Here is a 13,663-nt window from a genome sequence, read left to right on the forward strand (position 1 = left end):
CGATCCATGGTTGGAGCAAGAGAGGCCGTCGCACGCGTCGGTGAGGAACCAGATGTCGTGACGGGCGAGGGTGCACCGGCCGCAAGCGCGCCGGCGGGACGAGCATCGGCGGGATGGAAGGTCCTGCCGATCGTGGAAGGGCTGGTGCTGTTGATTGCGCTGGTCCTGCCATGGGTGCTGCAGGATTATCTCACGGTGTTCGCCACCCGCGTGGTGATCCTCGCGCTGTTCGCGCTGTCGTTCGACCTGGTGTGGGGCTACGCCGGCATCATGAGCTTCGGCCAGGCGCTGTTCTTCGGCGCCGCCGGCTACGGCGTGGCTCTCTTGGCACGCGACCTCAACGTCACCTCGATCCTGCTGATCCTGCCCGCCGGCACCTTGATCTGGCTCACTGCGTCGCTGCTGCTCGGCGGCTTCCTGCTGCTCGGGCGCTATCCCTCGAGCGTGATCTTCGTCTCGCTCGGCACCCTGACCGGCTCCTATGCCGCGGACCGGCTGGCGCGCGGCTGGTACTATCTCGGCGGCCAGAACGGCATCCCGTCGATCCCGCCGCTCACCCTCGGCAGCTACGAGTTCGAAGAGGGCCCGATCTACTACTACATGGTGCTCGGCATCCTCGTGGTCGTCTATCTGCTCTGCCGCTTCCTGGTGCGCTCGCAATTTGGCCTCGCGCTCGCGGGGCTGCGCGAGAACGAGCAGCGCATCGCCTTCTTCGGCTACAAGGCGCAGCACCTGAAGGCGATCATCTTCGCGGTCGGCGGCACCATCGCCGGTCTCGCCGGCAGCCTCTATGCCTTCCACGAGGGTTTCGTCTGGCCCAACATGCTGGGCGTCGTGTTCTCGACCCAGGTCGTGCTCTACGTTTTGTTCGGCGGCTCCGGCACCTTGATCGGCGCCGTGATCGGCACTGTGATCATTGAGGGCGTCAGCTTCTGGCTGTCGGACAATTACCGCGACGTCTGGCCGATCATCCTTGGCGTGCTGCTGCTGCTCGTCATCATGTTCCGCCCGCTCGGGCTGATCTCCTTCGTGCTCGGCGAGCGCGAGCGGGTCGGCAGTTTCGGCAAAGCCCCGAAGGAGACCGGCAATGCCGCTCCTTGAGGCGCAAGGCATCAGCAAGGTGTTCGGCAAGCTAACTGCGCTCGACGGTGCGGCGCTGACCGTCGGCGAGAACGAGTTCCACGGCCTGATCGGTCCCAACGGCTCGGGGAAGAGCACGCTGATGAAATGCGTCGCCGGCGCCGAGGTGCCGACCACGGGCAAGGTCTCCTTCGTCAACACCGACATCACGGCGTTCACGCCGACCGAGCGCGCCCGCGCCGGCATGAGCCTGAAGTTCCAGATCACCTCGGTGCTGCCGACGCTGACGCTGTACGACAACATCCTGCTGGCGCTGCAGGCGCACTGCTCGCTGTTCGACCTGGTGTTCTCGCGTACCCGCAAGAGCCTGCACGATCAGGTGATGACGATGCTGACCCAGTTCCGGCTCGCCGATCGCGCGCATGATGCCGCCGCGGCGCTGTCGCACGGCCAGCAGCAATGGCTCGAGATCGCGATGGCGCTCGCCGGCAAGCCGCGGCTGTTGCTGCTGGACGAGCCGACCGGCGGCATGAGCCTCGAGGAGCGCCGCGTCACCGGCGAGCTGTTGCAGCCGATCAAGCAGCATTGCTCGCTCGTCATCGTCGAACACGACCTCGATTTCATCCGCGACATCTGCGACCGCCTCACCGTGCTCGACCAGGGCAAGGTGCTGGCCTCGGGAACAGTCGCGGAAATCCAGGCCAACAAAAGCGTCCAGGAGATCTATCTTCGCCGTGCCTGAGCAAACCTTCCTCGATATCCGGCATCTCGATGCCGGTTATGGCCGCAGCCAGGTTCTGTTCGATGTCAACATCGGCATTCCCTGGCGCGGCGGCGTCGCCGTGCTCGGCCGCAACGGCGCCGGCAAGACCACGCTGATGAAGACCATCGTCGGCGAGCTGGCAAGCTCGCAAGGCGAGTTGTTCTTCGACGGCCGCGACATCACGCGGCGCCGCACCGAGGAGCGGGTGCGCTCCGGCATCGGCTATGTGCCGCAGGAGCATTCGGTGTTCGCCCGCCTGTCGGTGCGCGACAACCTCGCGGTTGGCTCGCTGTTCAATCCGGATGCCAGCGCGGTCGATCGCGTGCTGGCGATCTTCCCGAAACTCGGCCAGCGGCTCGACCAGCCGGCCGGCACGCTGTCCGGCGGCGAGCGCAAGATGCTGGCGATCGGCCGCGCCATGCTCGGCAATCCAAAACTGCTGCTGCTGGACGAGCCGACCGAAGGCGTCTGGATCGGCGTGATCGAGGAGATCACCGAGCGGCTGATCGAGCTCGCGAAGAGCATCTCGGTCGTGATCGTCGAGCAGCATCTCGACCTCGCGCTGCGCGTTGCCGACTATGCCTATGTGCTGGACCGCGGCCGCGTCGCGCTGCAGGGCGGCGCGAGCGAGGTGCGGAGCGATCCGGAACTGCTGCGCTATCTGGCGCCGTAGCAGGCTTCAATGCGGCAGGCGGTCGGCCTTCCGCCCGCTCACCCCGTCTCCCGGCGTCCGCGTCTGCCGTGCCGATCGCATCTCGCGACGCACATACCAGGCCGCGACCGAGCAGATCAGCCAGGCCAGCGATGCGGCGATGAAGGCGGCCGCGACGCTGCGATCCACCGTCAGCGAGAAGACGACGGCAAATGCCAGCATGCCGACCGCGCCCAGCGCTGCGCCCGCTGCATCGAGCGCCGCGGCCTGCTGCCCGCGCCATGTGCCATCGAGGCCGGCGTTCCGCTTGCGGCGGATTTCATGCTTCTCGATCAAGGTCGCGCTGGCGCAGAAGATGGCAGGGAGCGCCAGAAAGGCGCCGCCGACATAAGCGCCGCAAGTGCTGCTGATCAGGCCGGTCGCGACGGTGACACCGCCACCGAGCACGAAGCGGATCGGATATTCAGTCCAGCGGCTTTCCCTGAGCGAGGACAGTGAGATGCGGACCGGTGTCATGCCTGCCCTCCGGCAATCCCCAGCAAGCCGAACACGATCGCGAGCCAGACGATCAGCGCCAGCAATGTGGCGGGGGCGGCGCGGAGTCTCACGCGAATCAGCAGTTGGCAGACCACGAAGCTGTAGATGGCCAGCGCAACGGCGCCGGCCATCATCGCGCGGCTCTGCAGGCCGGCGTAGTCGGCGCCGTGCTGGTACACGGCAATGCCGAGGGTGGCGAGCGCAACCGACGGCGCCGCGCCGAACAGGCCGGCAAAGCTCTTCGGACGCAGAATGTCGCCCAGCATCGCGAAGGCCGACACCACGGCTCCGCCCACGAGAAAGCGGATGACATATTCGCTCATCGCGCCTTGCTCCGCGGCGGATCGTCGCCGGGATAGCCGGTCCATAATCGCAGCAGCCGCTCGAGAACCGCGCCGAGCCCAAATCCCGCGACCACGTCGCTCGTCCAGTGTGCGAGGACCACAATGCGCGTCAGCGAGAGGCCGACCGCAACCGCCTGGATCGCGCGGCGCGCGCCGGCGGGCAATGTCGCGGCCGCCGACGCCAGCGCGCCCATATGCAGCGCGTGGCCGGATGGAAAGGCGTCGTCGCGCTTGCCCGAGATCGGGATGCCGTTGGCGTGGCCGACCACGGTCAAGCGATCCGGGCGGGTCTGATTGAACAGCAATTTCAGGCCATGCGGCAGCAGCGATGCTGCGACCGTCACCAGCAGCGCGTGATTGCCGGCGCGCTCGAGCGAGGCGCCGCGCCCGCGAGAGGCGAGCCAGCCGGCGGCGGCGAGTGCAAGCAGGACCTTTTCGTCAGCGCCCCAAGTCAGTCCGCGGGCGATCTCTTCCGGCGCAGGCGCGGTGTTGCGGGCGATCGCACGCGCAATCATGGCGTCCGCCGCGGTCGGGCGAATGGTGATGGGGAAGGGGGCGCCGCGCTGGCGGCGAACTCGGGCTGTCGTAAGCATGGTCAGGTTCCCATCCAACGCACCAGCCGCGGCATGGGTCCTAACGGGCGTGCAGGGCGTCGCCCGGAGGAACCAAATGCAGATCGGTGGTCTTGAACTTCTGCCCGTCTCGACCTGATCCCAAGGTTTCATCCCGAGGCTTCGCGCGCCAACCGGGATGCAGGGCGGGCGATGGACTGTAGTCAGGGAGAGGTGTCGATGACGGAGCCGGACGTTCGCAAGGGGATGCCGCCGGTCAAGCTCTCCCGCGATGAATTCGAACGGCGCTACCGGAAGCGGTTTGCCGATCCGGTCTTTCAATCCATGCAGACGGAGCTTGCGACGATCATCGCCGGCGCCTGGGACGCCTACCGTCATTCGCGCAAGGCGCCGGTCACCCGCAAGGCCGGCCCCGGCTTTGCCGATCCCGACTATGATCTCGCGGTCGATTGGCTTTCCGCGCGCGATGCCATCGATGAAGCGCAGCGCAGGCACGACGATCCAAACGAAGCGCCGCATATCCTGCTGATCAACGGCTCCTCGCGCAGCGAACATACTTGTCCCGGCGAGATGTCGAAAAGCTGGCGCATGGTCGAGATCGCCGAGTCCGCCTTCCGCGAGACGGGCCTCGCGGTCGATGTGCTCGATCTGTCGCGGCTGACGTCAGAGTTCGGCAGGGAGATTCATCCCTGCAAGTCCTGCGTCTCCACCTCGATGGCGCTCTGCCACTGGCCGTGCAGCTGCTATCCGAACTACTCGCTCGGGCAAACCGACGACTGGATGAACGAGATCTATCCGCTGTGGGTGCGCGCGCACGGCATCATGATCATCTCGCCGGTCAACTGGTACCAGACGCCGACCGGGCTTAAGGCGATGATCGATCGCTTGGTCTGCGCCGATGGCGGCAATCCCGATCCGACCTCAACCCATGGCAAGATCGCGAGCAAGGCCAAGGCGCTCGAACTCAAGGGCTGGCCATACCCCAAGCATTTGCGCGGCCGGCATTTCGGCATCGTGGTCCACGGCGACAGCGTCGGCGCGGAGACGTGCCGCCGCTTTCTTGCTGACTGGCTCACCGGCATGGAGTTGATCTCGGCCGGCGGCAGGGCCGAGATCGATGGCTATGTCGGCTACATGAAGTCCTATGCGACGTCGCATCGCGAACTCGACGAAGACAAGGCCTTTCAGGAACAGGTGCGTAATGTCGCGCTGGCGCTCGGCGCCGCCGTCGACCTCGCACGCACCGGACATCTGGAAGATCCCGGCAAGGGGCTCGAGGACCCGCAGCCGAAGTAGGCTGGAATCCGGGTTCCCAAAGGAACGAAGCGCCCCGGCTGTCCGTTAGGCCGCGGGAGGAAGTCACAATGCGCAATGTTTCGATTGCAGCTCTTCTTGCCGCTGCCGTCATGAGCAGCGGCGTCGCGCTGGCGCAGCATTCCGGTACGCCAGCGGAACAGAGCGCGTGTACGCGCGATGCACAGCGCTTCTGCCGGAAGGACCTCGGCAATGACGGTGCCGTGCAGAACTGTCTTCAGATGAAGCGGGCCAGCCTGAGCCGGAGCTGCAAGAAGGTTTTCGAAAGCCACGGAATGTAACGGTCGTCTGCCAGCGCGCATGTGACGCGACGGCGTGGCGGCGACGAGGCGTCTGCGGGCGGTGGACGGCGAAATCGTGCCGGCTTGACGCCTTGGGTACGATCGGCATCCGCCTTTCCCTGCGCCCTCTGCCAACCGAGAGGGCGGAGTGAAGAGCAAAGCTCGGGCACATCATGTCACGAGAATGCGGATGTGTAACTCACAGGTCGCGCAATGCCGTCAATGTCGTCCTGGCGGAAAGGCAGGACCCATTACCCCAAATCTCAATTGTTGCGCGACGCTGGGGCTCCGATCCCGTTCACGATCAAGTTCGGTGGTTATCGGCCCTGGCTTTCCGCCAGGACGACGACAGCCGGGAGAAGCGGCGGCCTCTCGGCTCAGGCACTGGCGTCTCTGGAATACTGATCACCCGCATGCGCGGGTGATGACACCGCGCGTTTGTCACCATGAATCGAGGACCATCCACCGCCGTCTTCCTGGCGAAGGCCAGGACGACAGGGGAGAGCGCTGCGCCTACTTGACCGCCGAGAAGCGGGTGTCGAACGAGTTGGTCTGCACCACCGGCGCGGAGCCGGCGAGTTGGGTCGACGATGTCGGGGCCGGTGCGGCGGCTGCGGCGGTGGTCACTGCCGGCTTCGGTGCGGGCTTGGCGGCCTGCTTCGGCTCAGCCTTGGGGGCGATGCGAACCACCGATTGCGGCTTGGCCTCGGCGACCTTCGGCTTGGCCGGTGCGGCAGCGACCGGAGCCGGTGGCGCGGTCGTCTTGCTGGCGTCGGCGGTGCCGCCGATGCCGACCTTGCGGGCAAAGCTGGAGAAGAAGCCTTCGGATTTGTCAGAGGTGGATTTGTCAGAGGCGGATTTGTCGGACGCGTTCGCCGAGGCAACGCGGGTGCCGGCCGACGATGCGGCCGACGACGTCGCGGCCGGGGTCGACGACGTCGTCGCCACGATCGGCTCTTCCTGCTGGACCGCGAGATTGGGCTTCGGCGGATTGACCGTACCGGGGATCGTGCCCGGCGCGCGCGCCAGCGACATCGACGCCAGCGCCTGGCTGTCGCCGCCTTCGGAGAGGCCGGTGCTTCCTTCCGGAATCTTCGAGGCGAAGATCGCATTCATGCCGCCGTCGATGCCGGTGTTGAGGCGCGCAACGGGCGTGCCCTTGGACACCAGCTTGGCGGTCTCGGCGGCGTCCTTCTGCTCTTTCTCGTGCACGGCGCTTGCGATCTCCTCGGGGATCACATAGGCCGGGCACTTCGCGGAGGCGTCGAACACCGGATCGCGTGTCGCGCCCGGCGCCTTCACCGCGTCGAACACATACTTCTTCTCGCAGAAATCGACCTTCGGCTCCTGCTTCGTCACCTCGAAATGATCATAGCCTTCCTTGATCATTTTCCAGAACGGCATGTTCGGATTGTTGCGGTGCTTGGCCATGTTCACCGGCGTCATCCGGAACGGATAGGCCTGCAGCTGGAACGCCTTCTGACCGCCGAAGAAGGACTCGCGGCCAAGCGAATAGATTTCCGCGATCTGCTCGTCGGTCATCGCGTAGCAGCCGCGCGAGGAGCAGTCGCCATGCACCATCAGCTGCGAGCCGGTGCGGCCGAGCGCCTTGTCGAAGGCGTTGGGATAGCCGGTGTTGAACGACAGGTAATAGGCCGATTGCGGGTTCATCTGGCTCGGGTTGATCGAGTAGAACCCCTCGGGCGCCTGGCGGTCACCCTCGCGGACTTTCGGACCGAGATCGCCCGACCAGCGGCAGATCGGATAGGTCTTGAGCAGCGCGAACTGGCCGGAGCGGTTCTGCTTCCAGACCTCGAGCTCGGCCTCCTGCTTGAACAGCCGCACCAGGATCGGCGACTGCATGTCCATGTCCTTTTCGGTCATGGCAGCGACGAGCTTTGGCGGGACCGGCTGGTTGGCCTTGGCGTTTTGCGCGAGCGAGATCTGGTCGCTGTCACAACCGGCGAGCATGACGCCTGCGGCGAGGACCGCCGAGGTCAGAAGCGCGCGTACGAGCGTGCGATGAGTCAAGTCCGAGCTCCACACCCACCGGGCGATTTTCGCGACCCCAACACGGCGAATATGCCCTGAAGCCATTGTGTAAAATATTAGCCTTCGACGACCCCTGCTCGCAACCTGAACCGGGGCGGACAGCCCTCACGGTAGCAGGCATGGTTCAAGGAATGTTAAAGACCCGGCTCGGGGCCCAATTAGGGCAAAATTGGTCGATTTGGGCGAAAAATCGGGCGGTTTGGGCGCCTCAGCCGAGCTTGCGGCCGATATCGAGAAACTTCTGGCGCCGCTGTTTGCGAATCGCGTCCGGATCAAGATTTCGTAGATCGTTGAGCGCCTGGGCGATGGCGTCGCCGGTGGTCGCGATCATCGCGGCGGGGTCGCGATGAGCGCCGCCCGAGGGCTCCTTCAGGATCTGGTCGATCACGCCGAAGCGCAGCATGTCCTGGGCGGTGATCTTCATGCTGTTGGCGGCTTCCTGCGCCTTGGTGCCGTCGCGCCACAGGATCGAGGATGCCGCCTCCGGCGAGATCACGCTGTAGATCGCGTGCTCCATCATCAGGACGCGGTTCGCCGTGGTGATGGCGATGGCGCCGCCCGACATGCCTTCGCCGGTGACGATCGCGACATTGGGCACGCCGAGCGACAGGCAGGCGTCGGTCGAGCGGGCGATCGCCTCGGCCTGGCCGCGCTCTTCGGCGCCGATGCCGGGATAGGCGCCGGCGGAATCGACGATCGACAGCACCGGGATGCCGAACCGGTCGGCCATTTCCATCAGGCGCACCGCCTTGCGGTAGCCTTCGGGGCGCGCCATGCCGAAATTGTGCTTGATGCGGCTCTCGGTGGTGGCGCCCTTCTCCTGGCCGACCACGCAGATGCTTTCGCCGCGGAAGCGGCCGAAGCCGCCGACCAGGGCCTCGTCGTCGGCGAATTTGCGGTCGCCGGCCATCGGCGTGAATTCGGTGATCAGGCCGCCGATGAAATCGGTGAAGTGCGGCCGCTGCGGATGCCGCGCCACCAGCGTCTTCTGCCACGGCGTCAGATTGGAATAGAGCTCGGTGAGTGCCTGCGCCGCCTTGTCCTCGATCCGCGCGACCTCGTCGCCGATGTCGCTGCCGCTCGCGGCAAGCGCACGCAACTCGTCGATCTTGGATTCAAGCTCGGCGACGGGTTTTTCGAAGTCGAGATAGCTGCGCATTGGGTCGGGCATCAACTCAATATAGGGAGGAACGGTGCGAGGGGCGAAGCGGTTTCGGCGTCGGAAAGAGAAGCTTTGTAACTTCAAATGGTTAACGCGCATCCGGGTGGAATGCACGCTTCGGGATCGCAAGCAGGTGACGCTCTTTCTGCGGAGACGAAGCGGAAGTCAAGGCGGATTGCTCGTAGCCCGGATGGAGCGAAGCGCAATCCGGCAAGCTATATCGGCGGAAATACCAATCCCGGATTTCGCTGCGCTTCATCCAGGTTACGGATCCTAGGACTTCTCCGCCAACGGGTGCAGGTCGCGGACCAGGCTCTTCAGCCGCTCCTCGACCACATGGGTGTAGATCTGGGTGGTCGAGATGTCGGTGTGGCCGAGCAGGGTCTGCACGATGCGCAGGTCCGCGCCATTGTGCAGCAGATGGCTGGCAAACGCATGACGCAGCACGTGCGGGGAGACCAGCCGCGGCGCAAGGCCGGAGGCGCCCGCGAGCTCCTTCAGGTCGCGGGCGAAATGCTGCCGGGTCAGATGACCGCTCTCGCCGGAGGAGGGAAACAGCCATTTCGACGGCGCGGCCTTCTTCGCCTTCGGCTGCATCACCTCCAGCGCGGCGAGATAGTCCGCCATCGCTTGGCGCGAGGCGTCGTTCAGCGGCACCAGCCGTTCCTTGTTGCCCTTGCCGCGCACCACGATCATCCGCGCATCGCGCCGCGCCGCGGAGACCGGCAGCGACACCAGCTCGGAGACGCGCAGGCCGGTGGCGTAGAGCACCTCGAGCAGGCAGTAGAGCCGCAGCGCGCGCAGCCGCTGCGCCGGAGAGACGTCGGTCTGGGTCAGCTCCTTGGCCCGGGTCAGCATGCGGTCGACGTCGGCGATCGACAGCACCTTGGGCAGGCCGCGGCCGCGCTTCGGGCCGGACAGGATCGCGGCCGGATCGTCGCTGCGGATCCGCTCGTTGAGCAGGAAACGGTAGAGATGTCGCATCGCCGACAGCCGCCGCGCCACGCTGGTCGACTTGAAGCCGCGGGTATCGAGGTCGGCGAGGTAGCCGCGCAGCGTCTCGGTGTCGGCGCTGCTGAAATCGGCGCCGGCACGAGCGAGGTAGTCGGAGAAATCGGTGAGGTCGCGCCGGTAGGCGTCGAGCGTGTTGGCGCCTGCGCCCTGTTCCGCGGCGAGCATGTCGAGGAACAACGCGGTCAGCTTGGCGTCGGAGGACTTGGCGAGGGTCCTGGTTTCGGTCTTGGCGGGATGTTTGGCAGCAGCGGGCATGCCAGAATCATAGCGCTTATTTCTTGAGGAACTTATCCGGTGGGATGGTCACCGTCATTTCCCGCGGTTTCGGGTGCACGAAATTCGCCAGCGCGAAGACGATGCCGTAGCCGATCCCGAAAATCACGGCGACGACCGTCAGGAAGCGGAACAGGCTGGGCATGGAGGCGACTCGGGCGGCGAATTAACCAATGAAATCATCCAACATGTTCCCCGCGCGGTTGCAAGAGTCGCTGGTAAGGGTGTCGCCGGGGGTAGTATAGGTGGCTCGAATTCTGAACAATTCGTCCCAATATCCGAGCTTTTTGATGTCCGACGCAGCCGTACCGGCGCCCACCCACCCGACCCTGGAGGCCGACATCGCGGCCGTGCTGGGGACGCGGTCGATCGTGCTGGTCGGCATGATGGGGGCCGGCAAGTCGACCATCGGCCGGCGGGTGGCGGCGCGGCTCAAGCTGCCGTTCGCCGATGCCGACACCGAGATCGAGGCAGCGGCTCGGATGACGATCCCGGAGATCTTCGAGACCCATGGCGAGCCGTATTTCCGCGACGGCGAGGCGCGGGTGATCGCCCGCATCCTCGATAACGGCCCGATCGTGCTGGCGACCGGCGGCGGCGCCTTCATGCGCGAGGAGACCCGCAACCGGATCCGCGACCGCGCGATCTCGATCTGGCTCAAGGCCGACAGTGATATCATCATGCGCCGGGTGCGCCGCCGCGCCGACCGTCCGCTGTTGCACACCCCCGACCCCGAAGCGACCGTCAACCGCCTGCTCAGCGAGCGCGAGCCGGTCTACCGGAATGCCGATCTGACGATTGCCTCGCGCGACGTGCCGCACGACCGCATCGTCGACGAATGCCTCGAGGCCCTGCATGCGCATCTGTGCGGTGCGCGTCCGGCCGACGAGCCACCAGCTGATGGATTGAACGCGACCTGATGACTGCGCCCTTGAAACATTCTGCCTCCGTTACCGTCGACGTCGCGCTCGGCGACCGCGCCTACGACATCGTCATCGGCCGCGACGTGCTGCAGTCACTCGGCGAGCGTGTCGCGGCGCTGCGGCCCGGCGTGCGTACCGCCATCGTCACCGACCGTACCGTCGCGAAGCACTGGCTGGAGCCGACCGAGGCGTCGCTCGCCGCGGCAGGCGTGCCGACGTCGCGAATCGTGGTCGAGGAGGGCGAGGGCTCGAAGAGCTACGCCACGCTGACCGAGGTCAGCGAAGCCCTGATCGCAGCGAAGATCGAGCGCAACGACCTCGTCATCGCGCTCGGCGGCGGCGTGGTCGGCGATCTCGCCGGCTTCGCGGCCGCGATCCTGCGCCGCGGCGTCGATTTCGTGCAGGTGCCGACCTCGCTGCTCGCACAGGTCGATTCCTCCGTCGGCGGCAAGACCGGCATCAACTCGCCGCAGGGCAAGAACCTGATCGGCGCGTTCCACCAGCCTGTGCTGGTCGTCGCCGACACCTCGGTGCTCGACACGCTGTCGCCGCGCCAGTTCCGCGCCGGCTACGCCGAGGTCGCGAAATACGGCATCCTCGGTGACGAGGCCTTCTTCGCCTGGCTCGAGAAGAACCATGCCGACATCTTCGCTGGCGGCGCGGGGCGCGAGCACGCGATCGCGACTTCGTGCCGTGCCAAGGCCGGCGTTGTGTCCCGTGACGAGCGCGAGACCGGCGAGCGGGCGCTGCTCAATCTCGGCCACACCTTCGGCCATGCGCTGGAAGCCGCGACCGGCTTTTCGGACCGACTGTTCCACGGCGAGGGCGTCGCGGTCGGCATGGTGCTCGCGGCGGAATTCTCGGCGCAGCTCGGCATGATCTCGTCCGACGATGCGGGGCGCATCGCGCGTCATCTGTCCGCGGTCGGATTGCCGACGCGCCTGCAGGATATCGCAGGTTTCGCGCAGGAAGGTCTTGCCGACGCCGACGCGCTCCTGGCGCTGATGGCGCAGGACAAGAAGGTCAAGCGCGGCAAGCTCACCTTCATCCTGCTGGAGGCCGTCGGCCGCGCCGTGATCGCCAACAATGTCGAGCCGCAGCCGGTGCGCGACTTCCTGCAAGCCAAGCTGAAGGCCTAGAACGGGATGAACTCTTCTTCGGATCGTCATCCCACTCTATTCTTTTTGATTTGAGCATGATCTTTTCGGAAAACCGCTGCACACGTTTCCGGATCATGCTCTAACCACGGATCAATTCAGTGGGATGGTTCACCTTCTCGATCGTGCTGCTCTGTCTGTTCATCTCGGCGTTTTTCGCGGCGAGTGAGACGGCGCTGACCGGCGCCTCGCGCGCCAGCATGCTGCGGCTGTCGAAGCAGGGCAACACCGATGCCAGTGTGGTGTCGAAGCTGTTCAACATGCGCGAGCGCATGATCGGCGCGCTGCTGCTCGGTAACAACATCGCCAATATCGGCGCCTCGGCGCTGGCGACCGGCGTGTTCACCGCCTGGTTCGGCGATGTCGGCGTGCTCTACGCCACCGCGGTCATGACCGTGATGGTCGTGGTGTTCGCCGAGGTGCTGCCCAAGACCATCGCAATCAACGCGCCCGACCGAATCTCGCTTCTGGTCGCGCGGCCGATGCGGCTGACGATCTTCGTGCTGGGGCCGCTGCTCACCATCATCGAGGTAATCGTGCTGGCGCTGATGAAGCTGCTCGGCATCAAGGTCGGGGCCCATCAGGCGGTGCTGTCGCCGACCGAGCGTCTGCGCGGCGCGGTCGATCTCTTGCATCACGAAGGCAAGGTCGAGAAGCAGGATCGCGACATGCTCGGCGGGTTGCTGGATCTCAGCGAGCTGCAGGTCTCCGACGTCATGGTCCATCGCACCGAGATGACCATGGTCAACGCCGACCTGCCGCCCGAGGAACTGGTGCGCGAGGTGCTGGCGAGCGAATACACCCGCATTCCGTTGTGGCGCGAGAAGCCGGAGAACATCGTCGGCGTGCTCCACGCCAAGGATCTGCTGCGCGCGATGCGTGCCAACGAGGGCGACATGTCCGCGATCGATGCCACCGCGATCGCGCTGCCGCCCTGGTTCGTGCCGGAGATGCGTCCGGTCTCCGAACAGCTGAAGGCGTTCCGCCGCCGCAAGACCCACTTCGCCCTCGTGGTCGACGAGTATGGCGAGGTCGAAGGCATGGTGACGCTGGAGGACATCCTGGAGGAGATCGTCGGCGACATCTCCGACGAGCACGACGTCGTCGTTGCCGGCGTGCGTGCGCAGCCGGATGGCTCGGTCGTGGTGGACGGCTCGGTGCCGATCCGCGATCTCAACCGCGCGATGGACTGGCGCCTGCCTGACGAGGAGGCGACCACGGTCGCCGGCCTCGTGATCCACGAGGCGCGCTCGATCCCGGAGCGCGGCCAGAGCTTCACGTTCTACGGCTTCCGCTTCCGCGTGCTCCGCCGCGAGCGCAACCGCATCACCGCGCTGCGCATCGTCGCCGTCCCGCGCGAGACAGAACTGGACGAGAAGAAGCCGAAGCGGGCGGGGACGGCGTTCTAGGGCTGGGCGGCAAGCGCAAATCCGCCACCGTCACCCTGAGGTGCGAGCGGAGCGAGCCTCGAAGGGTCGACGGCCACCAGCCGGGCCGTGCATCCTTCGAGACGGCCGCGCTGCGGCCTCCTCAACGATA

General features: G+C 65.9%; 15 protein-coding genes. 8 read left to right on the forward strand and 7 right to left on the reverse strand.

The window, feature by feature from the left end; genetic code table 11:
• Window positions 1–6 precede the first annotated feature (6 nt).
• Genes E2I15_RS33265 through E2I15_RS33275 form a run of 3 tightly spaced genes read left to right on the forward strand, consistent with a single transcriptional unit; the run spans window position 7 to window position 2,516 of the window.
• Complete coding sequence (locus tag E2I15_RS33265) at window positions 7–1,101, forward strand: branched-chain amino acid ABC transporter permease (RefSeq protein WP_246729468.1); 1,095 nt, start codon at window positions 7–9, stop codon at window positions 1,099–1,101.
• Window positions 1,088–1,822, forward strand: a complete 735-nt coding sequence (locus E2I15_RS33270; RefSeq protein WP_137482809.1) for an ABC transporter ATP-binding protein — start codon at window positions 1,088–1,090, stop codon at window positions 1,820–1,822. Before E2I15_RS33265 ends, E2I15_RS33270 begins: the two co-directional genes overlap by 14 nt.
• Entirely contained in the window at window positions 1,815–2,516 is a 702-nt protein-coding gene (locus tag E2I15_RS33275) for a branched-chain amino acid ABC transporter ATP-binding protein (protein WP_038387036.1), read from the forward strand. Before E2I15_RS33270 ends, E2I15_RS33275 begins: the two co-directional genes overlap by 8 nt.
• Window positions 2,517–2,522: 6 nt before the next feature.
• Here the strand turns inward: E2I15_RS33275 and E2I15_RS33280 are convergent, their stop codons facing one another.
• From E2I15_RS33280 to E2I15_RS33290, 3 genes are read right to left on the reverse strand one after another with little or no spacing between them, the layout of a single operon-like run.
• A complete protein-coding gene (locus E2I15_RS33280; RefSeq protein WP_137482808.1) occupies window positions 2,523–3,011 on the reverse strand; it encodes a hypothetical protein in 489 nt (162 codons plus the stop codon).
• The gene (locus E2I15_RS33285; RefSeq protein WP_137482807.1) at window positions 3,008–3,355 is read right to left on the reverse strand and encodes a DUF3147 family protein; all 348 of its coding nucleotides are present in this window, start codon (window positions 3,353–3,355) and stop codon (window positions 3,008–3,010) included. Before E2I15_RS33285 ends, E2I15_RS33280 begins: the two co-directional genes overlap by 4 nt.
• Window positions 3,352–3,969, reverse strand: a complete 618-nt coding sequence (locus E2I15_RS33290; protein WP_137482806.1) for a phosphatase PAP2 family protein — start codon at window positions 3,967–3,969, stop codon at window positions 3,352–3,354. The genes E2I15_RS33285 and E2I15_RS33290 overlap by 4 nt, the downstream gene beginning before the upstream one ends.
• Window positions 3,970–4,167: 198 nt before the next feature.
• Here E2I15_RS33290 and E2I15_RS33295 point away from each other — a divergent pair, with 198 nt between their 5' ends.
• Both E2I15_RS33295 and E2I15_RS33300 read left to right on the forward strand, forming a co-directional pair.
• Window positions 4,168–5,244 carry a flavodoxin family protein gene (locus E2I15_RS33295; protein ID WP_137482805.1) on the forward strand — a complete coding sequence of 359 codons (1,077 nt, stop codon included), beginning with the start codon at window positions 4,168–4,170 and terminating at the stop codon, window positions 5,242–5,244.
• Between the two features lie 68 nt (window positions 5,245–5,312).
• Window positions 5,313–5,543 carry a hypothetical protein gene (locus E2I15_RS33300; protein WP_137482804.1) on the forward strand — a complete coding sequence of 77 codons (231 nt, stop codon included), beginning with the start codon at window positions 5,313–5,315 and terminating at the stop codon, window positions 5,541–5,543.
• Window positions 5,544–6,056: 513 nt separating this feature from the next.
• Here E2I15_RS33300 and E2I15_RS33305 read toward each other — a convergent pair.
• The 4 genes from E2I15_RS33305 to E2I15_RS33320 all read right to left on the reverse strand — a co-directional run bounded on the left by E2I15_RS33305 (window position 6,057) and on the right by E2I15_RS33320 (window position 10,189).
• The gene (locus E2I15_RS33305) at window positions 6,057–7,574 is read right to left on the reverse strand and encodes a L,D-transpeptidase family protein (RefSeq protein ID WP_137482803.1); all 1,518 of its coding nucleotides are present in this window, start codon (window positions 7,572–7,574) and stop codon (window positions 6,057–6,059) included.
• 229 nt (window positions 7,575–7,803) lie between these two features.
• Window positions 7,804–8,766 carry an acetyl-CoA carboxylase carboxyltransferase subunit alpha gene (locus E2I15_RS33310; RefSeq protein WP_018269178.1) on the reverse strand — a complete coding sequence of 321 codons (963 nt, stop codon included), beginning with the start codon at window positions 8,764–8,766 and terminating at the stop codon, window positions 7,804–7,806.
• A 264-nt stretch (window positions 8,767–9,030) separates the two neighbouring features.
• The gene (xerD, locus tag E2I15_RS33315; protein WP_137482802.1) at window positions 9,031–10,026 is read right to left on the reverse strand and encodes a site-specific tyrosine recombinase XerD; all 996 of its coding nucleotides are present in this window, start codon (window positions 10,024–10,026) and stop codon (window positions 9,031–9,033) included.
• A gap of 16 nt (window positions 10,027–10,042) precedes the next feature.
• A complete protein-coding gene (locus E2I15_RS33320; RefSeq protein ID WP_016843561.1) occupies window positions 10,043–10,189 on the reverse strand; it encodes a hypothetical protein in 147 nt (48 codons plus the stop codon).
• 145 nt (window positions 10,190–10,334) lie between these two features.
• Here E2I15_RS33320 and E2I15_RS33325 point away from each other — a divergent pair, with 145 nt between their 5' ends.
• From E2I15_RS33325 to E2I15_RS33335, 3 genes are all read left to right on the forward strand, one after another.
• Entirely contained in the window at window positions 10,335–10,964 is a 630-nt protein-coding gene (locus E2I15_RS33325) for a shikimate kinase (protein WP_137482801.1), read from the forward strand.
• Window positions 10,964–12,106 carry a 3-dehydroquinate synthase gene (gene aroB / locus E2I15_RS33330; protein WP_137482800.1) on the forward strand — a complete coding sequence of 381 codons (1,143 nt, stop codon included), beginning with the start codon at window positions 10,964–10,966 and terminating at the stop codon, window positions 12,104–12,106. The genes E2I15_RS33325 and aroB overlap by 1 nt, the downstream gene beginning before the upstream one ends.
• Before the next feature lie 119 nt (window positions 12,107–12,225).
• On the forward strand, window positions 12,226–13,533 hold the full coding sequence (locus E2I15_RS33335) for an HlyC/CorC family transporter (RefSeq protein WP_137482799.1): 1,308 nt from the start codon (window positions 12,226–12,228) through the stop codon (window positions 13,531–13,533).
• Window positions 13,534–13,663: the final 130 nt, after the last annotated feature.

It is taken from the genome of Bradyrhizobium sp. BR2003 (assembly GCF_009720285.1).
Lineage (GTDB): Bacteria > Pseudomonadota > Alphaproteobacteria > Rhizobiales > Xanthobacteraceae > Bradyrhizobium > Bradyrhizobium elkanii.